This is a genomic window from Clostridium fessum (genome assembly GCF_003024715.1).
Lineage (GTDB): Bacteria > Bacillota > Clostridia > Lachnospirales > Lachnospiraceae > Otoolea > Otoolea fessa.
The window spans coordinates 388,396-408,103 of sequence record NZ_PYLO01000001.1; the positions used below are offsets into that span (position 1 = coordinate 388,396).

At 49.9% G+C, this 19,708-nt stretch carries 13 protein-coding genes; 3 read left to right on the top strand and 10 right to left on the bottom strand.

Features of this window, described 5'->3' with window-relative positions; translation table 11 throughout:
• Position 1 precedes the first annotated feature (1 nt).
• The 3 genes from gatA to aspS form a co-directional block, all read right to left on the bottom strand.
• On the bottom strand, positions 2–1,477 hold the full coding sequence (gatA, locus tag C7U56_RS01935) for an Asp-tRNA(Asn)/Glu-tRNA(Gln) amidotransferase subunit GatA (RefSeq protein ID WP_106999924.1): 1,476 nt from the start codon (positions 1,475–1,477) through the stop codon (positions 2–4).
• Between the two features lie 41 nt (positions 1,478–1,518).
• The gene (gatC, locus tag C7U56_RS01940; RefSeq protein ID WP_106999925.1) at positions 1,519–1,812 is read right to left on the bottom strand and encodes an Asp-tRNA(Asn)/Glu-tRNA(Gln) amidotransferase subunit GatC; all 294 of its coding nucleotides are present in this window, start codon (positions 1,810–1,812) and stop codon (positions 1,519–1,521) included.
• A 75-nt stretch (positions 1,813–1,887) separates the two neighbouring features.
• Positions 1,888–3,219 (bottom strand): aspartate--tRNA(Asn) ligase, encoded by a 1,332-nt coding sequence (gene aspS, locus C7U56_RS01945; RefSeq protein WP_106999926.1) that lies wholly within the window; start codon positions 3,217–3,219, stop codon positions 1,888–1,890.
• A 910-nt stretch (positions 3,220–4,129) separates the two neighbouring features.
• Here aspS and C7U56_RS01950 point away from each other — a divergent pair.
• Both C7U56_RS01950 and purF read left to right on the top strand, forming a co-directional pair.
• Entirely contained in the window at positions 4,130–6,229 is a 2,100-nt protein-coding gene (locus C7U56_RS01950; protein ID WP_106999927.1) for a glutamine synthetase III family protein, read from the top strand.
• 174 nt (positions 6,230–6,403) lie between these two features.
• The gene (gene purF, locus C7U56_RS01955; RefSeq protein ID WP_106999928.1) at positions 6,404–7,828 is read left to right on the top strand and encodes an amidophosphoribosyltransferase; all 1,425 of its coding nucleotides are present in this window, start codon (positions 6,404–6,406) and stop codon (positions 7,826–7,828) included.
• Positions 7,829–8,072: 244 nt separating this feature from the next.
• Here the strand turns inward: purF and codY are convergent, their stop codons facing one another.
• From codY to C7U56_RS01990, 7 genes are all read right to left on the bottom strand, one after another.
• Entirely contained in the window at positions 8,073–8,870 is a 798-nt protein-coding gene (gene codY / locus C7U56_RS01960) for a GTP-sensing pleiotropic transcriptional regulator CodY (RefSeq protein WP_022360247.1), read from the bottom strand.
• Positions 8,871–9,013: 143 nt separating this feature from the next.
• Positions 9,014–11,083 carry a type I DNA topoisomerase gene (topA, locus tag C7U56_RS01965; RefSeq protein WP_106999929.1) on the bottom strand — a complete coding sequence of 690 codons (2,070 nt, stop codon included), beginning with the start codon at positions 11,081–11,083 and terminating at the stop codon, positions 9,014–9,016.
• A gap of 9 nt (positions 11,084–11,092) precedes the next feature.
• Entirely contained in the window at positions 11,093–12,325 is a 1,233-nt protein-coding gene (dprA, locus tag C7U56_RS01970; protein ID WP_233430149.1) for a DNA-processing protein DprA, read from the bottom strand.
• A 278-nt stretch (positions 12,326–12,603) separates the two neighbouring features.
• A complete protein-coding gene (locus C7U56_RS01975; protein ID WP_106999930.1) occupies positions 12,604–14,247 on the bottom strand; it encodes a YifB family Mg chelatase-like AAA ATPase in 1,644 nt (547 codons plus the stop codon).
• A gap of 427 nt (positions 14,248–14,674) precedes the next feature.
• The gene (locus tag C7U56_RS01980; protein ID WP_106999931.1) at positions 14,675–16,987 is read right to left on the bottom strand and encodes a xanthine dehydrogenase family protein molybdopterin-binding subunit; all 2,313 of its coding nucleotides are present in this window, start codon (positions 16,985–16,987) and stop codon (positions 14,675–14,677) included.
• Positions 16,984–17,460, bottom strand: coding sequence for a (2Fe-2S)-binding protein (locus C7U56_RS01985; protein ID WP_107000403.1), 477 nt, complete (start codon positions 17,458–17,460; stop codon positions 16,984–16,986). The genes C7U56_RS01980 and C7U56_RS01985 overlap by 4 nt, the downstream gene beginning before the upstream one ends.
• Before the next feature lie 59 nt (positions 17,461–17,519).
• Positions 17,520–18,383, bottom strand: a complete 864-nt coding sequence (locus C7U56_RS01990) for an FAD binding domain-containing protein (RefSeq protein ID WP_106999932.1) — start codon at positions 18,381–18,383, stop codon at positions 17,520–17,522.
• A 147-nt stretch (positions 18,384–18,530) separates the two neighbouring features.
• Between C7U56_RS01990 and C7U56_RS15530 the strand changes: the two genes are divergently transcribed.
• Entirely contained in the window at positions 18,531–19,655 is a 1,125-nt protein-coding gene (locus tag C7U56_RS15530) for an NTP transferase domain-containing protein (protein WP_181357144.1), read from the top strand.
• Positions 19,656–19,708 lie beyond the last annotated feature (53 nt).

A 19,708-nucleotide genomic window follows, 5' to 3' on the forward strand; every position in this document is an offset into this window, starting at 1 on the left:
CTTATCTGCCCTCCTTGTCTGTCATAACCGGAAGCTTCCATGCACCTCTCGCCTTTTCGTATGCAGATGCCACGCCAAACAGCTTCTTTTCCTGGAAGCAGTCTGCGATCATCTGAAGCCCGATCGGAAGTCCCTTCGAATCCAGCCCGCACGGAACTGAAATGCCCGGAAGACCTGCCAGGTTGACCGAAACAGTATAAATATCGCCCAGATACATCTTCATCGGATCGGAAAGGCTGTCGCCCAGCAGCGGTGCCGTGGACGGCGCTGCCGGTCCCAGAATGACATCGTATTTCTCAAACGCCTTGTCAAATGCCTGTTTAATTAATGCTTTTGTGCGGAGTGCTTTCAGATAATATGCATCGTAGTAGCCTGAACTCAAAACGAACGAACCGAGCATGATACGGCGTTTTACCTCTGGTCCAAAGCCCTCGGAACGACTCTTTTTATACATTTCATGTAAATCTTCATATTCCGGTGTGCGGTAACCGTACTTCACACCGTCAAACCGGGACAGGTTGGAGCTTGCCTCCGCCGATGCAATGACGTAATATGCCGGAATCGCATACTCAACCATGCCTAAATCAAAAAACTCCACTTCTGCCCCGCATTCTTTTAACGCATCAGCTGCCTCCAGAACAGCTTTTTTTACATCTTCATCGAGTCCTTCGCCCAGATAGTCGGACAGGATTCCAATCTTCATTCCTTTTACCTCTCCGGTCAGGGCAGCGGTAAAATTGTACGCCTCCCGCTTGACAGAAGTGCTGTCCTTTTTATCATAGGAAGCGATCGTCTCCAGAATTGCCGCGCAGTCTGCGGTATCTTTCGCAATCGGTCCAATCTGATCCAGCGAGGAACCATAGGCGATCAGACCATACCGGGAAACCGTTCCATAGGTCGGTTTGATGCCGGTCACGCCGCAGAAGGAACTTGGCTGGCGGATGGAACCGCCCGTATCTGAACCAAGAGCAAAAAAGGTCTCTCCCGCTGCGACAGCCGCACACGAGCCACCGGAAGATCCGCCCGGTACATGCTCTGTATTCCAGGGGTTTTTCGTCGGTCCAAACCAGGATGTCTCGGTCGTACTTCCCATCGCAAATTCATCCATATTTGTCTTGCCAAGCAGGATCGCACCGGCTTTTTTGAGGTTCAGCGCTGCCTCCGCTGAGTACGGAGGTACAAATCCCCTTAAAATTTTGGAACTGCACGTTGTCTCAATTCCCTCTGTACAAATATTATCCTTGATCGCCATTGGAACGCCCGCCAGCGGTCCGGTCAGGGTGCCATCGTCAATCTGTTTCTGGATCTCATCCGCCTGTGCCAGTGCTGCCTCCTCGGTCAGCGTTACATAAGCATGAACTGTATCTTCATATTTATGAATCCGTTCCAGAGATGCCTGTACCGCCTCCCGGACGGAGATTCGTTTTTCTTTAATTTCTTTTCCCAGCTCCAGCGCTGTTAATTCTGAAATTCCCATCCTGATTTCCTCCATATCGCTGCTTATATCTCTAATTCTTTTTACTCCACTGTCCTAGGCACCTTGTACTGTTTTTCTTTCTGCTCCGGTGCATTCGAAAGCATCGCATCTGATTCATCTCCATTTTCCACGACATCTTCGCGGAACACATTGTGAATGTCAAAGACATGCGACATCGGTTCTACCTCCGAAGTATCAAGCTGATTCAGCATATCGATATACTCAAGCATCCGGCTCATGTCGCTTTTCGCTGCCTCCTTTTCCTCCGGGGAAAGGGAAAGCTTTGCTAAAATACCAACATAATCAATCATTTCATCGTCTATTTTCACTGCCATAAGTTCTGTTCCTTCCTATTATAATATGTGTTATGGACAAGCTCTTTGTTTCATAGGAAATTGCGTCCTGTCACGTTACGGTACCAGACGGCTCATATCTCTCGGGAAGAGCGAAACCTCACGGACATTCTCCTCTTCAAGCAGCTGCATCGTCATACGTTCCAGACCGATACCGAGTCCGCCGTGAGGCGGCATACCGTGTTTGAAGGTGCTTAAATACTGTTCCATTCCCTCGGTATCCATACCGCGTTTTTCAATCTTCTCCATCAACTCGGTGTAGCTGTGGATACGCTGTCCGCCGGTTGTGACTTCCAGTCCACGGAATAAAAGGTCAAAGCTGAGTGTTACTTTCGGATCTGTCGGGTCATCCATCGCATAGAATGGACGCTTCTTGGATGGATAATGGGTGACAAACACGAAATCGGCGCCGTACTCTTCTTTAAAATAGCGTCCAATCAGGTGTTCTTCCTCCGGCTCCAGATCGTATGGGTTTTTGATCTGGGTTCCATATTTTTCGGAGGCAAGGCGTTTCGCCTCGGTAAAGGTCACTGCCGGAATCTTCTCTACTTCCGGAAGTTTGACTTTAAGGATTTCCAGCTCCGTGGAATATTCCTTCTTTAAAATTTCCACCATATGATGAAGAAATCCGGTTTCCATCGCCATGATATCGGTAAAATCATCGATATATCCCATCTCAAAATCCAGTCCGGTATATTCGTTTAAATGGCGTTTCGTGTTATGCTTCTCCGCACGGAACACCGGACCAACCTCCATCACACGGTCAAACACGCCGACCATCATCTGTTTGTAAAACTGCGGACTCTGCGCTAACACCGCCGGGCGGTGAAAATAATCGAGTTTAAAGACGTTTGCTCCGCCCTCGGCTCCTTTTGCTCCGATCTTCGGGGAATGAATTTCCGTAAATCCTTCTCCATGCAGGTACTCCCGGAATGCCCGTGCGATTCCTTCCTGGATTCTGAAACGTGCGCGCTCCCGCAGGTTGCGGAGTGTCAGAGAACGCATATCCAGTTTGGCTTCCAGGGATGCGCTCATTTTCCATTTTGATACGGCAATCGGCATCGGTTCTTCCGGTTTCGAGAGGATCCGAACACTCTTTAAACGAAGTTCCATGCCTCTCGGCGCCCGCTCTTCTTTTCGGAGGACACCGGAAACTTCTACGAATGTTTCTTCTCTTAATTCAGCAAAATCCGCGTCGGTCACACCTTTTTCATAGACAGTCTGCAACACGCCGTCACGTTTCCGGAGAATCACAAATGCGATATCGCCCATGTTGCGGACACTCATGATCGCGCCGTTTACCTTTACTTCCCGTCCTTCCATACCGTCTGCAAACACGGCTGCCAGATCCAGCACTTCTTTTTCCTTTTTACCTGTCATAAATTCCATCGCTGTTTCCTCTCTTTCTCTGCTTTTTGATATGTCCGGGACGGGAATAATGAAAAAGAATGTGCCTTGGCACATTCTCGCGCCGAGCGCGGTCGCTTGCGACAAACTACATCTTCGCGCGAGTGCGCATCATTGGCACGTTAGTGCCTTTTTGTGTAATAGGGGATTCCAAGGAATTTCCTATTACACAAAAAGTCCCGGAATGACGTTCACTCACATCATTCCGGGACGGGATATTCCCGCGGTACCACCCGCATTTAAAAAGAAACGATTGTTTTTCTTTTTACTCTTTCGCTGCTTAACGCGCAGTCACGTGATGACCTACCTGCGGCGGCTGGCGGGGTGTCCAGTGTCGCTCTCAGTCATCCGGCTCCGGAGTGTTCCCTATTGTCCCGCTCCCTCCTGACACGGCTCTCAGCCGGTGACCGCGTCTTTCTGTCGGATTCTTCGAAACAGAGTCTCCATCTTTGCCTTTTAAAAAAGTGGGCACGAATACCATGATTATCATGGCATCCTTGCCCACCCCGTTGGATTCAATTTTTTATGTTCAAACTATAAACTATTTTTCTGAGTTTGTAAAGAGGTTTTTTAATTTTTTTTCACGCAGTAATTCTGTATGGAATAGGTCAGCTTCGCTGACCAGTATCACGCGCCAAGTCTCACAGATGTTCGACTTGAATAGAAGAAATCTTGTACAATATTCTCCCTTGAAACATTTTTTCAAAATTCGTGTGCAAATTGTATTGACATTCAGAATTTTTCGTGTATACTACTACACATAAAAGCAAGGGCGCTTCGAGATGATCGAGGTGCCCTTTTCTTTATGTAAAATGTGTCAGAGCACATTCATCTTACGTAGATTTAATCATCACAAAATCGCAGACATAAAACCTGAAAGGAGACATGAGTTATGAAAAAAAACATCCCTGAACTGTATGGAAGTCTTGTATTCAACGACAAAGTCATGAAAAGCAAATTGCCGCGAGATGTTTATAAGGCACTCCGCAAAACGATTGAAAATGGCAGTCATCTGGATCTCGACATTGCAAATGCAGTCGCAGTTGCAATGAAGGAATGGGCCGTTGAAAATGGTGCAACTCACTTCACACACTGGTTCCAGCCGATGACCGGCATCACTGCTGAGAAGCACGACAGTTTCATCAACCCGGTTGGCAATGGCGAAGTTATCATGGATTTCTCCGGCAAAGAGCTGGTAAAGGGCGAACCGGATGCATCCAGTTTCCCATCCGGCGGACTTCGTGCCACCTTTGAGGCAAGAGGTTATACAGCCTGGGATCCAACCTCCCCGGCATTTATTAAAGACGATACACTCTGCATCCCGACCGCATTCTGTTCCTACAGCGGCGAGGCACTTGATACCAAAACCCCTCTTCTGCGTTCGATGGAAACCATCAACCGCGAGGCGCTGCGTGTCCTGAAGCTCTTCGGAAATGAAGATGTGACCCGCGTTGTCTCCACCGTTGGTCCGGAACAGGAGTATTTCCTGGTTGATAAAAAGCTGTTTAATAAGAGAAACGATTTGAAGTTCTGCGGAAGAACTCTGTTTGGCGCACCAGCTCCGAAGGGTCAGGAAATGGATGACCACTATTTCGGCGCTCTCCGTCCGAGAGTTTCCGCTTTCATGAAAGAACTGGATGAAGAGCTCTGGAAGCTCGGTATTCCGGCAAAAACCAAACACAACGAGGTAGCTCCGGCGCAGCATGAACTTGCCACCATCTACACGACTACCAATGTGGCAGTTGACAACAACCAGCTCACTATGGAAATCATGAAACGTGTGGCAGAGAAACATGGTCTTGTGTGCCTGCTCCATGAGAAACCATTTGAGGGCATAAACGGAAGCGGTAAACACAACAACTGGTCTTTATCGACCAACACCGGCGAAAACCTTCTTGATCCGGACCGCGATCCGGCAAAGAACTTACAATTCCTTCTCTTCCTGTTCGCAACGATCAAGGCAGTCGATGTCTACGGCGATCTGCTCCGCGTATCAGTTGCAACTGCTGGAAATGACCACCGTCTGGGCGGCAACGAGGCACCGCCAGCTATCGTGTCTATGTTTATCGGAGATGATCTGGAAGCAGTTCTCGATATTGTGGAAAAAGATCTCGAGTCTGAGGCAAAAGAAGTCCAGACCATGAAGCCGGGCGCAAAGGTTCTGCCGCACTTTATCAAAGATACAACCGATCGCAACCGTACTTCTCCGTTTGCCTTTACCGGCAATAAATTCGAGTTCCGTATGCCAGGTTCCGCTCTCTCTGTATCGGAACCGAACATTGTCATCAATACAGCCGTAGCTGAAGTTTTAGGCGAATTTGCAGACCGTCTGGAAGGTCTTTCAGGCAAAGCTCTGGAGGCAGAAATCCATCTGCTCTTAAAGGAAGTGCTGCGTGATCACCGCCGCATCGTATTCAACGGCAACGGTTACACCAGCGAATGGGTAGAGGAAGCTCACAAACGCGGACTCTTCGACCTGCCGAGCTGCGCAGAGGCATTTCCGCGCCTGATTGCTGAGAAAAACGTAGAACTGTTCCTGAAACACGGCATCTACACCAAGGAGGAACTCTTCTCCCGCTACGAAATCAAGGAAGAGAACTACATCAAGACCATCAACATCGAGGCAAAGACGATGCTTTCGATGATGAAGAAGACCTTCCTGCCGTCCGTCCTCTCCTACTGCAAGGAGCTGGCTGAAACCGCCGCAAAGACAAAGGCAATCCTACCGGACGCACCGATCAGCGCCGAGAGCAAACTGCTTGAGAAGCTGTCCGGTCTCTACACCGAGATTTCCGAGAAAACCGAAGCACTGGCAGAGGCTGAAAAAGCGGCAGAATCCATGGAAGATAATATCGAGAAGGTTGCATATTTCCACTATACGATTCTTGCCAAGATGGATGACTTAAGAAGCAGCGTTGATACCGCAGAAGCCCTGATTCCAGATTCCTTCCTGCCGTATCCGACTTACGATGAACTGCTGTTCTCCGTATAATCTGACATGTCAATATTATGACTTGATTGAAAAATCGAGAAAAATGTGTTATGATTTGGCTGCAAAATATTGGTATATTGTCTTTTATACTGATATTTTGCAGTCAATTTTGGGTTCTTATCCCTGTTATTTTCTTATCATTCAGGTATCTTGAATACAAAGGAGGTTTATATCATGAGGGAGTCACTCACATACGAAACCGGGCTTCGTGAGGAATGCGGCGTATTTGGAATGTTTGACCTGGAGGGCGGCGATGTTGCCAGAGATATGTACTACGGACTCAGCGCACTCCAGCACCGCGGTCAGGAGTCATGCGGCATCGCAGTCTGTGACACGAACGGCCCAAAGGGCGTTGTCAACTGCTACAAAGGGCTGGGACTTGTCAATGAGGTATTTCATGAGGAGACGTTAAAACGCCTCGGCGGCAATCTGGGAGTTGGTCATGTTCGCTACTCCACAACCGGTTCTTCTACCATCGAAAACACACAGCCACTGGTACTTAAGTATTTTAAGGGAACACTCTGTCTGGCGCACAACGGAAACCTGGTAAATGCGTTTGAGATGCGCCGCCAGCTTGAAGAAACCGGCGCAATCTTCCAGACGACGATGGATTCAGAGGTAATCGCGTTCCACATCGCCAGAGAACGTCTGGCTGCCCCGACCGCTGAAGAGGCAATCAAACGGACCGCGGCAAAAACACGTGGCGCTTATGCCCTGATTATCTCCAGCCCGCGCAAGCTGATCGGTGTTCGTGACCCATTTGGTCTGCGTCCTCTCTGCCTCGGCAAAAAGGGAAATGTCTGGATCATGGCATCGGAAAGCTGTGCCATCACCTCGGTCGGCGGCGAATTTATCCGTGATATCGAACCGGGTGAGATCGTAACCATCACCCGCGACGGCGTTTTTTCTGATAAAAGCCTGCAGCAGGAAAAACGGGCGCACTGCGTTTTCGAATACATCTATTTTGCCCGCCTCGACAGCCACATCGATGATGTGAGCGTCTATGAGGCAAGACTGCGCGGCGGCGCGGCTCTCGCACATTCCTTCCCTGCCGATGCCGACCTCGTCGCCGGTGTACCGGATTCCGGTCTGACCGCCGCGATGGGATATGCGAAGGCATCCGGCATTCCATATGAGATTATTTTCCATAAAAACAGCTATGTCGGCAGAACTTTCATCAAACCAACCCAGGAAGAACGCGAAAATAGCGTCCGGATCAAGCTTAATATTCTGGAACCGGCTGTCAGGGGAAAACGCATTGTCCTCGTCGATGACTCCATCGTGCGCGGTACGACGATGAAAAACCTGATCCGCATGCTCAAAAAAGCCGGGGCGAAGGAAATCCATGTGCGCGTCAGCTCTCCGCCATTCCTCTTCCCCTGCTATTTCGGTACCGATGTCCCCTCCAATAAACAGCTCATCGCCAGCAGTCATTCCGTCGAAGAAATCTGCCGGGAGATCGGTGCGGATTCGCTTGGATATATGCCGGTTGAAGATCTCGAGGAGATGGCAGGCGGACTGCCGCTCTGTACGGCATGCTTCACCGGAAACTATCCGATGGATGTGCCGGATGGGGAGATTAAGGATGCATTAGAATAAATATTGCGCAAATGAAAAAGAATGTGCCTTGGCACATTCTCGCGCCGAGCGCGGTCGCTTGCGACATGTTTCTGCTTCGCGCGAGTGCGCATCATTGGCACGTTAGTGCCTTTTTGTGTAATAGGGAATTCCAAGGAATTTCCTATTACATAAAAAAGGGCTCTCACCGAGTCCTTTTTTATCCCTCACACTTTTTCACGTTTTGTCAAAACTTTTGTTTTTGTTTAAAATGTCTTATATGTTTTTATACATTGGATGACGGACGGTTGTTCTGCGCTTTTAACGCTTTCAACTCGTCAAATACAACATCGTTCAGAACCTTAATGTAGGTTCCCTTCATACCGGACGAACGGGACTCAATAACGCCTGCACTTTCAAACTTGCGGAGTGCATTGACGATAACGGAACGGGTAATGCCGACTCTGTCTGCAATCTTGCTGGCTACCAGAATGCCCTCGTTGCCTTCCAGCTCATCGAAGATGTGGGTAATTGCTTCCAGTTCGGAGAAGGACAGGGTGCTGATCGCTGATTTAACGATCTGGATCTTTCTTGTCTCCTCTGCATTCTCCTCGTTGACAGAACGCATCATCTCAAGTCCGACAACAGTGGTTCCGTACTCACTCAGGATGATATCGTCGATGTCGTACTGTGCATCTGATTTGTAGATGAACAGAGTACCCAGTCTCTCACCGGATATATCAATAGGCGTGATGATCGCCTGATACTTCTTCACGTTCTCCTCGGCGAATCCCAATGTGGCAAGGTTGACATTTTCCTTCGTTGACAAAACGCTTAAAAGGCGTTCATTCAACATACGGTCAACAAAACCGCCGACCTGATCCTTGATCAACTCTTCGATCTCATCCACACCCTCATGAATCGCAACTCCGAGTACTTTACCTTTCTTGCTGATTACGAGAATATTGGATTCCAGTATGTCACTGAGGACTTCACAAATGTCATTGAACACAACCTTATGAGAATGGTTGTTGTGCAATAACTTATTAATTTTTCTAGTTTTGTCCAGTAATTGAACGCTCATTTTACCAGTTACCTCCTTTGCCTTTATCGTAAATTAGAATTCGATCCTAACCTGTAAGAATTGTAACACGATTTTCGTATAATAGCAAGAGTTTTTCTGTATTTTTCATTTTTTTTAATAATTAATATCTATTTCAAGAGTTTTTATGAGTTTTTTACAAAACCGCAGGCTTCGTTAGAACAAAGAAGCTTATTTCCCTTTTCGAGCATAATATGTCCACATTTCGGACACATTTCTTTTGACGGTTTCTGCCAGGTCATAAAATCGCAGTCCGGGTTATTTTCGCAGCCGTAATATCTTCTGCCCTTTTTCGATTTACGGATGACAATCTCACCACCGCATTTCGGGCACTTCACGCCGATCTTTTCCAGGTACGGCTTCGTGTTTTTACAGTCTGGGAATCCCGGGCAGGCAAGGAATTTGCCGTGCGGGCCATACTTAATTACCATGTTGCGCCCGCACTGGTCACAGATCACATCCGTCACCTCGTCAGCAATCTTGACGCTCTCAAGCGTCTTCTCCGCTTCTTTAACCGCCTTGTCAAGATCCGGATAAAAGTTTTCGATAACAGTCTTCCAGCCGATCGTGCCGTCCCCGATGCTGTCGAGCAGGTACTCCATATTTGCCGTAAACTGCAAATCGACGATGGATGGGAACGCCTTCTTCATCATCCGGTTGACTACCTCGCCAAGCTCTGTCACATAGAGGTTCTTATTTTCCTTCGCTACATAGCGGCGCGCGATGATTGTCGTGATGGTCGGTGCATAGGTACTTGGCCGTCCGATGCCCTGCTCTTCCAGCGCCTTGACGAGCGACGCCTCTGTATAATGTGCCGGTGGCTGTGTAAAATGCTGTGCCGGTTCTAACTGGTTTAAATCCAGCTTCATGCCTGCTTCCAGCGACTCGTTCAGAACGCCGTCGGTCTCCTTATCCTCGTCCTGTGAATAGACGGACATGAAGCCATCAAATTTGATTTTGGACGCCGACAGGGTAAAAAGCTCCTCTCCGGCTGCTACCTTGACGGAGGTTGTCTCGTAAACCGCCGGGCGCATCCGGCTCGCCGTGAAGCGCTTCCAGATAAGCTGGTACAGACGGAACTGGTCTCTGGAAAGCTGTTCTTTTACCTGTACCGGCGTCAGTGTAATGTCGGTCGGACGGATCGCCTCGTGTGCGTCCTGGATCTTGGCGTCTGATTTTGCCGCCGCCGGCGCCTCGGACACGTAACTTGCCCCAAACTGGTCGCCGATATAGCTTCTCGCCGCCGCATCTGCCTCTGCCGCGATGCGGGTGGAATCGGTACGCAGGTAGGTGATCAGACCGATTGTGCCGCGTCCCTTGATATCCACGCCCTCATAGAGCTGCTGGGCAAGGCGCATCGTCTTCTGCGTTGAGAAATTCAGCGTCTTGGATGCCTCCTGCTGCAGCGTACTGGTCGTAAACGGGATCGGCGCCTTCTTCACGCGCTCGCCCAGCTTCACATCGCGCACTTCGTACTCACAGCCCTCCAGACGCTTCATAAGCGCCTCCACTTCCTCTTTGCTGTGAATTGCCTTCCTGCCGTCCTTATCGCCGTAATAATGGGCGGTCAGCTTCTTTCTGGAGCCATGTACGTGGAGCTGTGCATCCAGCGTCCAGTATTCTTCCGGTATAAACGCATTGATCTCTTCCTCACGGTCGCAGATCATACGCAGCGCGACCGACTGCACACGACCGGCGCTGAGTCCTCTCTTGACCTTCGCCCAGAGAAGCGGGCTGATGAGGTAACCCACCATACGGTCGAGCATACGTCTCGCCTGCTGTGCATCCACCAGATTTTCATCGATGGCACGCGGCTCTTTTAAAGATGCCTTGACGGCGTTTTTTGTAATCTCATTGAAACTGATACGGTAAACCTTTTTATCTTTCTGTTCATCCAGCTTTAATGCTTTCATCAGGTGCCAGGAGATCGCCTCTCCCTCGCGGTCCGGGTCAGTTGCGAGATAGATCTTATCCGCTTTTTTGACCTCTTTCCGCAGACGCGCCAGCACATCGCCCTTTCCTCGGATGGTGATATACTTCGGCTCATATCCGTGCTCCACATCCACTCCCAGCGTACTCTTAGGGAGGTCGCGCACATGACCGCCGGAGGCGTCCACCTCATAGTTGGAACCCAAAAATTTTTTAATTGTCTTGACTTTCGCCGGAGACTCTACAATAACCAGATTTTTTGCCATAACAGACCTCTATACAATCTTCCTAACGTAATATTGATTCATTGGCTGCAGGATCACTCCCTGCATTTCCAGATTTAAAAGCGCAGTCATGCATTCCCCTGCTGTCAACCCACAGCTTTTCATGACCGCTTCCAGATGTTTCGGTTGTGAATCTAGGCAACTATACACCATTTTTTCCGACTTGGCAAGTGCATTTACTGATTTTATTGTTTTTTTACAAGAATTTTTACATTTTATATGGAAGAAATCCAACACATCCTCCGGTTTCGTCACGATCCCCGCCCCCTGTGCAATCAGCCGGTTGCAGCCCTCACTGAGCGGATCGATGCGCCGTCCCGGCAGCGCAAATACCTCTTTTCCCTGTTCCAGCGCCAGATCCGCCGTAATCAGGGAGCCGCTTCTTTTTCGTGCTTCCACGACCAGCACCAGGTCGGAAAGTCCGCTGATGATCCGGTTCCGGATTGGAAAATGGGATGCCGTCGGCGGTACACCCGGTCCATATTCTGACAATATGCCGCCTTGTTCACGGATGCGCGCATGCAGCCGGATGCCGGATGGCGGATAACAGGTGTCAATCCCACAGCCCATCACGGCATACGTCAGTCCACCGCCATCCATCGCGCCCTTATGCCCCGCCTGATCGATCCCCAACGCCATGCCGCTCACTACCTGCACGCCATTTTCTGCCAGAATCCGGCCGAAATACTCTGCCTCCTGTCGTCCATACGGCGTACAGCTGCGCGCCCCGATGACTGCCGCGGATGGTTTCGCATCTTCTGGAAGCATTCCACGCACAAACAGCCACATCGGTTTATCATAGATATGCATCAGGCGCTTCGGATATGCCGCCTCACCGCACAGAATGAAACGTACCCCCTGTTCCTCCAGCTTATCGTATTCTTCCACGCGCTGTTTGAAGAGCGGAACTGCTTCCTCCAGCCCCTTTTTCACAGCCTTTCCGAGAAAGGAACATATAAACGGATCCAGTTTCTTCCTATTATATAAAACCCGCTCATAGATTCCCTCAAAACTGCCGCAGGATTCATATAATTTAGCCGCCGTCACCGCGCCGATTCCATCCACTCTCGATAACCAGTAGGCATGGATGCGCTCACGGTCGGAATACTGCATATTTTCTGTCAGAAGCATTTTTTTATGCGGCGGTTCCTGTGTTTTTCCATATAGTTCCTGCATAGAAAGCTGAGCATTCTGTACATTGCTCTCTTCTTTTCCTATTTCCATATCTTTCCCCCTATATATGTCAGATCGGCTGCCTTTTACCTTCAAGAATGCCTCGGCATTCTTGCTGCGAGATGCGCGTCATGCAAAGCATGACATACTTCTTTTGCGCATCTTAAGCAATCCTGCCGGAGGCTATATCAGATGGGGGATTGGCGCCCACCACTGATACTAATTTGCTTCTCGCCACCTGAAAAGGTGGGAGTCATCTCACATCTGATATAACAATTACAACCCTTGTTAAACTTTTTATTCTTTCAATCTTTTAGACATGCTTCTTTTCAGAGACTCCCCCAATATTTTTTTTCAAAACTCCGGAATCCAATCGCCTCCGCCAACTGCGTCCGCCCGATCTCCGCCTGTCCATCCAGATCGGCAAGTGTGCGCGCTACTTTTAAAATCTTTCCGTGTCCCCTGGCACTGATTCCCTGCTGCCGTTCGACCTTTTCCAAAAATACCGCATCTTCCCCGGATAGACGACAATACTCTTCGATCTGGCGGCGGGTCATCTGGCTGTTGTAGGAGATAGATTCGTCTGCAAACCTCTTTTCCTGTCGAGCGCGCGCCTCCATGACGCGGGCTCGCATGACAGCGGAGGAATTCCTCTGCTCTGTCTGTGGAAAACTCCCCTCATCTATACTCTTCTCTGCAGCCATCATCCCCAAATCCTGCCGCGGTACTTCCACCCCAATATCGATCCGATCCAAAAATGGTCCCGAAACGCGGTTCAGATACCGGCGGATCTGGGTTGGAGTACAACGACATTTTCCCAAATCTGGGAAAAAACCGCATTTGCAGGGATTCATCGCCGCCGCAATCATCGTTTTTGCCGGAAATACAACCGTCTGGTTGAGACGGGAAACCGTGATGCTTCCTTCCTCCATCGGCTGACGCAGCAGATCCAAGATTTTCGGCTGAAACTCCGTTAACTCGTCTAAAAAGAGGGTTCCATAACTGGCGAGTGAGATCTCCCCGGGCTTCGGATTTCGTCCTCCGCCTGCCATCGCCTGGGCGGTCGTGCTGTGATGCGGGCTGCGGAACGGACGCTGCAAAACCAGCGGTGTGTCTGGCTTCAGGAGACCGCAGATACTGTATATCTTCGAAACTTCAATGCTTTCCTCCAGCGTAAGCGGCGGCAAAATTGTCGGAATACGCCGAGCTGCCATCGTTTTTCCCGTTCCAGCCGGTCCGATATAGAGAATGTTGTGACGCCCCGCTGCTGCCGCCTCGGTTGCCTGCCGCACCAGCGGAAGTCCGACGATCTCATCAAAATCGACGTCAAATTCTTCCTGTCCCGCCTGAAACAGATCTGGTGTGAACCATTGTCCGTGAATCTGTTCCGGATGCTGCAGGCAAGCCGTCAGCGCTTTCACATCCCGGACTCCGACGATCTCGATTCCATCCACAGCCCGTCCCTCCTGTACATTCTCTTCGGATAGAAAAACCCGTTTCATTCCGCAGCGGCGCGCTTCATAGACCATCGAAAGAACACCGGTCAACGGCTTGATGCTGCCGTCCAAACCCAGTTCACCGATAAACGCCCATTGGTCCCAATCCGGTGCAGAATTATTCTCCTCATCTTCCATCCCATCCATTTCCGGGCAGGTTTCATCCGTCTTTCTTATTTTTGCCTTTTCACCCTGTTCCCACAAGCACCTCAAAATTCCTGCCGCGATCGCCAGATCACACCCCGTTCCCTCTTTCCGCACCCCAGCTGGCGATAAATTGACCGTGATCCGCTTCGGCGGCAGGCAAAACCCCGCATTCCGAAGTGCGGTCCGAACGCGCTCCTGCGCCTCCCGCACCTCCTCCGCCAGGTAGCCCACCATGACAAAACTCGGCAATCCGTTGCTCACATCAACCTCCACCGTGATCCGGTAGCCATCGATGCCGCGGGTGCTGAAACTGTTTATTTTACTGAACATATATTTCCCCCTATTATTGATTTTTTATCTTGCCTTGTATTTTTCATATCATACAGGCTTAAAATTTGGATACTTTTAATGATATTTTGAATTTTTAGAATTAAAAATATATTATAACAATCTTATCTTCTCTGAAATTGATATCACCCAAAAGAGGTGGGGTCTTCTCAACTGAGATAAAAGAGATTCTACTTGAATTTGATTTGAAATTAAAATAAATAGATTTGAATCATGAAATCAGATTTACCAGACCTAAAATAGATATTCACTCTTTCATTATATATAGACCTGCGGCAGAATGCAAGCCAAAACAGCTTAGAACTATGACACTAATTAATTGACATTGTGCGCACACAAAAACAAAACGCTGCAGCAAAATGCTAACATATAACATTCTGCTGCAGCTTTTTGTTTTTAATCTATCTCTTTAAATAAAATCTTCTCCCAGCTTCTCTGCCGCCGCGCGTGCAATCTGCTCCGGCGTGATCGGAAGCTCATAGAATCGTTTTCCGACTGCATTGTACACCGCATCAGCAATCGCCGGAAGCGGCGTATTGATAACAATCTCGCCGATCGACTTTGCTCCGAACGGACCAGATGGCTCATAACTGCTCTCAAACTCAACGTTTAAATGTCCATAGTCAATCCGGGTCGGAATCTTATACTGCATCAGGGAATTTTCACGCACACCACCCTGTGCATTACGGGTAATATTTTCCGTCAGCGCCATGCCGATTCCCTGCATCAGACCGCCCTCAACCTGCAGGCGGGACAGATTCGGATTGATCGGTGTACCGCAGTCTACCGCTGCCGCATAATTAATAACGCTGGTTTCGCCTGTCTCCATATCAATCTCAAGCTCAACCGCACCTGCCATAAACGGAGGCGGGGAAATGTGGGCGGTTCTCGACTCGGTTACCTCCAGCGGAATTTCATGCCCGTACATGGACGCCGTTGCGATATCAGCCAGAGCGATCTTCTTCGTCTCATCCCCGGCTTTTTCGGTTGTGAATACCTCTTTTCCGTCAAATTCCACTGCATCCGCCGGGACGCCCAGAAGCTCTGCCCCCAGTTTACAGATCTGCTCGCGCAGGCGCAGCGCACACCGTTCGGTCGCTTTTCCGGTCAGATAAGTCGTACTCGATGCATAAGAACCTGAGTCATACGGGGATGAATCCGTGTCCGCGCCCAGCACCGTGATTGCGTCAATTGGGCATTCCAGCACTTCCGCCGCAATCTGCGCCAGAATCGTGTCACAGCCGGTTCCCATATCTGCCGCTCCGAGCGACAATGTATAGAACCCTTCGTCGTTGACTTTGAGACGGGCACTTCCGACATCCATCGCCGTGATTGCCGATCCCTGCATCGCCATACCCATGCCGACGCTGCGGACCTTGCCATTGCCCATGTCACGCACCGGATATTTGTCTTCCCAGCCGATCATCTCACGCACTTTTTTTACACAACGGTCGAGTGCGCAGCTTGTATTAACCTGATTATAATATGCTGGCATCAGATCGCCCTCTTTAACCATGTTTTTCAGGCGGATCTCAAAGCGGTCCATCTGAATCTGGTCTGCCAGCTCATTGACCGCCGACTCGATCGCGAAAAGTCCCTGTGTCGCACCATAGCCACGGTACGCGCCTGCCGACATGATATTCGTATAGACAACATCGCTGATAAAGCGGAATGCTTCAACACTTCCATACAACGGGATCGATTTGTGTCCTGACAGTCCAACGGTTGTCGGTCCATGCTCGCCGTAAGCACCGGTATTGGACAATGTGTAAAGATCGATGCCGCGGATCGTGCCGTCCTTCATCGCGCCCAGACGTACATGCATCTCCATCTCATGGCGCGGCGAAGACGCCGTCTGTGTCTCCATCCGGCTATAAATCAGCTTCGACGGTTTTTTCGTCATCCAGGTAACGAATGCCGGATACACTTCACAGACCGCCGTCTGCTTCGCACCAAAACCCCCGCCGATTCTCGGCTTGCTCACGCGCACCATCGACTTCGGGATATGAAGCGCATTTGCCACGATTCTGCGACAGTGGAACACGATCTGCGTGGAACTTAAAATATTTAATCTTCCGTAGGTATCGATCGAACAATAGGTACGGAATGTCTCCATCATCGTCTGCTGGCACGGCTTTGTGTGGTATACATGGTCAATCACGATGTCGCAGTCCTTTAAAACCGCCTCGACATCCCCGTTGCCGCACTCATCGTGCGCGCAGAGGTTGCGCTTGTTGTCTGCGCCGACCGGAGCAAGACTCTCCCAGTTGTCCTCTGGGTGAACCAGGATCGGGTTGTCCTTTGACGTATGGAAATCCAGAACCGGCTCTAAGACTTCGTACTGTACCTTGATCAGGCGGAGTGCTTTATCGACACATTTTTCATCTTTTCCTGCTACAATCGCCACAATATCGCCCTGAAAACGGACATGGCGGTCGATCAGGAGACGGTCATACGGGCTCGCCTCCGGGTATGTCTGCCCCGCCTGTGTGTAGCGCTTTGCATCCTGCGGCACATCCTCCCAGGTATAAATTGCCTCGATGCCCGGAACTTTCATTGCGATCGCGGTGTTGATCGTTTTTACCATCGCATTCGCATACGGGGAACGCAGAAGTTTGACGATCAGGCAGTCCTGCGGCGCCAGATCATCCACGTAAACCGGCTGTCCGGTTACCAGCTGCATCGCATCTTTTTTTCGTACAGAAGTATTGACTACTCTCATTCTGCCGCCTCCTTCTGTTTTTCTCTCTTCCAGTCTAAAAATGCCAGAATGCCGCGAAGCTGTCCTTCATAACCGGAACAGCGGCACAGGTTTCCTGCCAGATATTCGCGGATTTCATCCTCCTCCGGGAACTCTTTTTCCCGGAACAGCGCCAGCGCATTCATGATAAAGCCCGGATTACAGAAGCCGCACTGTTCGGCTCCCTGATCGGCAATGAATGCGCCAAATTCTTTTGCCTCCTCCTGGAGTCCTTCCAGCGTCGTCACGCTGTGACCGTCCGCCCGCGCCGCCAGCACGGAACAGGAAAGCACTGGTTTTTCATCCAGAAATACGGTACAGAGTCCGCAGTTTGCCGTCTCGCAGCCGCGCTTGACACTGTAACAGCCCTGACTGCGTACCAGATCAATCAGAAGCGTATCCGGCTCAATCTCCGGAGAAATCTTCGTTCCATTTAGAGTAATCGTTATCTGCATCATATGTGAATCTCCTAATATTCATACTATTATACGATCATTTTATTGTCCTATTTCGTTTAGCACTCTTCCAGCACACGCACCGCCCGCTTTATCAGAACACCGGTTAAATGTTTCCGGTATTCAGCGCTGCCGCGCATATTTGAAGACGTCTGAACCTGATCACGGATCCACTTTGCAAGACAGGCTGCTTTCTTCCCGGTCTGCGCCTTGTCCTGATTTTCTCTGGTATCGGCATCCGCATCTGCTTTTGTTTCAGCCTTTTGCTTTTCCTCTATAAGCGCCTGTATTGTCTCCGCTGATGCCTCGAACAACACAGCACGCCCCGGACGCGCACCGATGCTAAAACGATATGCTCCATCCGCCCGTTTCGCCGCCGCACAGGTCAGCACTGGAAAATCAGTCTGCGTATTCCGCACAGACTGGTAGTGATATACGGCTTTGTCTTTATGGACAATTAATTTGACTAAAATGTCCCGACCGCCGATCTGTTTTGCAAATTCCACCAACGGCATCCGTCCAGCTTTGTAAAGTTCCACTTCGGTGTCCATCGCCAGGAACATCGTCAGGACATCTGAAAATCCAAATCTGCCATAGATACTGCCTCCGACTGTCGCCAGGTTCCGAAGCTGCACGCCGACGATATGGCGCACCGACTCGCGCATGGCACCGTCTGTGTATGCCGCCAATCCCGGATGTTCTTCCAGCTGGCGCAGGGTAACCATCGCGCCAATCTCAAACGCATCCTCTGTCTCCTCTATCTGATCCAGCCCCAGCCCTGAAATATCAATCGCGGTTCCTACATTGCCCCGGCTCATCTTCAGCCAGATCATACCGCCTATCACCCGGTTCGCTTTTTTCTGATTCAGCTCCCAGGCTTCCTCCAGGCTTTCTACCCGTTTATATTCTCGAATCGTCATCATAGGTTTTTCCTCTTTTTCATCTATTTCTTAAATAACAAAATTATCCATCTTTTATTATAGCATAAAACATGGTATAATTCCGTTGTTATTTTTAAAATACAACGAGGCCCCTTTTTCCAGAAAAGATTAGGAGAATTTGACAAAACTATGAAACCATCCATCCGTACCTACCTCTGCAACGACGAAAACCATCGTTTCTTTGGCGAAGGTCCTCGTCAGCTTCTTCATGCCATCGATGAAACCGGCTCGCTCCGCTCCGCCGCTCTGTCCATGAATATGGCGTATACAAAAGCACTTCGGATTATCCGCTCCGCCGAAGCCACGCTTGGATTTCCACTGACCGTCCGCACCACCGGCGGAAAAGGCGGCGGAGGCAGCCAGATGACGGCGGAGGCGAGGGAGTTTCTAGCTAAGTATGAGGCATATCGGGATGCATGTACGGAGAGTGGGCAACAATTATATGAAGAATTTTTTTGCAGACGGAAATCTGTTTTTTTCTCTTCTGGAACACAAACGCCCTCTTTCACTTGTTTGCAAAATTCAAACGATGTCCGGATCGCCTGCATCATCATGGCCTCCGGTCTTGGAAAACGTTTCGGCTCAAACAAGCTCATGGCTTCGTTCCACGGTACTCCGCTCATCCACTCGGTTCTGGATGTGACCGGTTCTGTTCCGCTCTTTGCCGATCATCTCGTTGTGACGCGCTCCCGGGAGGTTCACGATTACTGTCAGTCCCTGGGGATTCCGGTGCTGATTCATACACTTCCCAATCGAAACGAGGCGCTCTGCCTGGGACTTACACACATGTTAAAAAGGCACCCGGATTTATCAGGCTGTCTCTTTGCACTCGGCGATCAGCCGCTTCTGCGTCCACGGACACTGGAACGGATATGCCGGCGCTATCTCGAATGCAGAATATCACCAGGTCACTCAAAATCTGTTTTCCCAGATTCTGATTTTTCTATTTTGGAATCAAAATTGCCTCAGAATTCAGGAATTGCAGAAAAATCACCGATCGTACAGCTCTGCAGCGTCCAAATGACGGCTTCTCCCGAACCTTCCGTCTCAACCACCGTCGGAAGCCCGATTCTCTTCGACCGGGCATATTTTGACGAACTGCTCCATCTGCCGGAAAAAGCTGGCGGAAGCCATGTTCTCCGCCAGCATCCGGACGTTGTCCAGTATGTGACTGCCGAAGCGCCGGAGGAATTGATGGATGTAGACACGCCGGAGGAGCTCAAACGCCTGGAGAATCTGGTAACAATTGAATAAAACTATAAGGACTGACATCATACATGCAGCATGATGCCAGTCCCTTTTTATCA

Excerpts from the sequence above, each read along its gene's own strand:
- gatA (WP_106999924.1), bottom strand. The coding sequence starts at position 1,477 with ATGGGAATTTCAGAATTAACAGCGCTGGAGCTGGGAAAAGAAATTAAA.
- gatC (WP_106999925.1), bottom strand. The coding sequence starts at position 1,812 with ATGGCAGTGAAAATAGACGATGAAATGATTGATTATGTTGGTATTTTA.
- aspS (WP_106999926.1), bottom strand. The coding sequence starts at position 3,219 with ATGGAATTTATGACAGGTAAAAAGGAAAAAGAAGTGCTGGATCTGGCA.
- C7U56_RS01950 (WP_106999927.1), top strand. The coding sequence starts at position 4,130 with ATGAAAAAAAACATCCCTGAACTGTATGGAAGTCTTGTATTCAACGAC.
- purF (WP_106999928.1), top strand. The coding sequence starts at position 6,404 with ATGAGGGAGTCACTCACATACGAAACCGGGCTTCGTGAGGAATGCGGC.
- codY (WP_022360247.1), bottom strand. The coding sequence starts at position 8,870 with ATGAGCGTTCAATTACTGGACAAAACTAGAAAAATTAATAAGTTATTG.
- topA (WP_106999929.1), bottom strand. The coding sequence starts at position 11,083 with ATGGCAAAAAATCTGGTTATTGTAGAGTCTCCGGCGAAAGTCAAGACA.
- dprA (WP_233430149.1), bottom strand. The coding sequence starts at position 12,325 with ATGGAAATAGGAAAAGAAGAGAGCAATGTACAGAATGCTCAGCTTTCT.
- C7U56_RS01975 (WP_106999930.1), bottom strand. The coding sequence starts at position 14,247 with ATGTTCAGTAAAATAAACAGTTTCAGCACCCGCGGCATCGATGGCTAC.
- C7U56_RS01980 (WP_106999931.1), bottom strand. The coding sequence starts at position 16,987 with ATGAGAGTAGTCAATACTTCTGTACGAAAAAAAGATGCGATGCAGCTG.
- C7U56_RS01985 (WP_107000403.1), bottom strand. The coding sequence starts at position 17,460 with ATGCAGATAACGATTACTCTAAATGGAACGAAGATTTCTCCGGAGATT.
- C7U56_RS01990 (WP_106999932.1), bottom strand. The coding sequence starts at position 18,383 with ATGATGACGATTCGAGAATATAAACGGGTAGAAAGCCTGGAGGAAGCC.
- C7U56_RS15530 (WP_181357144.1), top strand. The coding sequence starts at position 18,531 with ATGAAACCATCCATCCGTACCTACCTCTGCAACGACGAAAACCATCGT.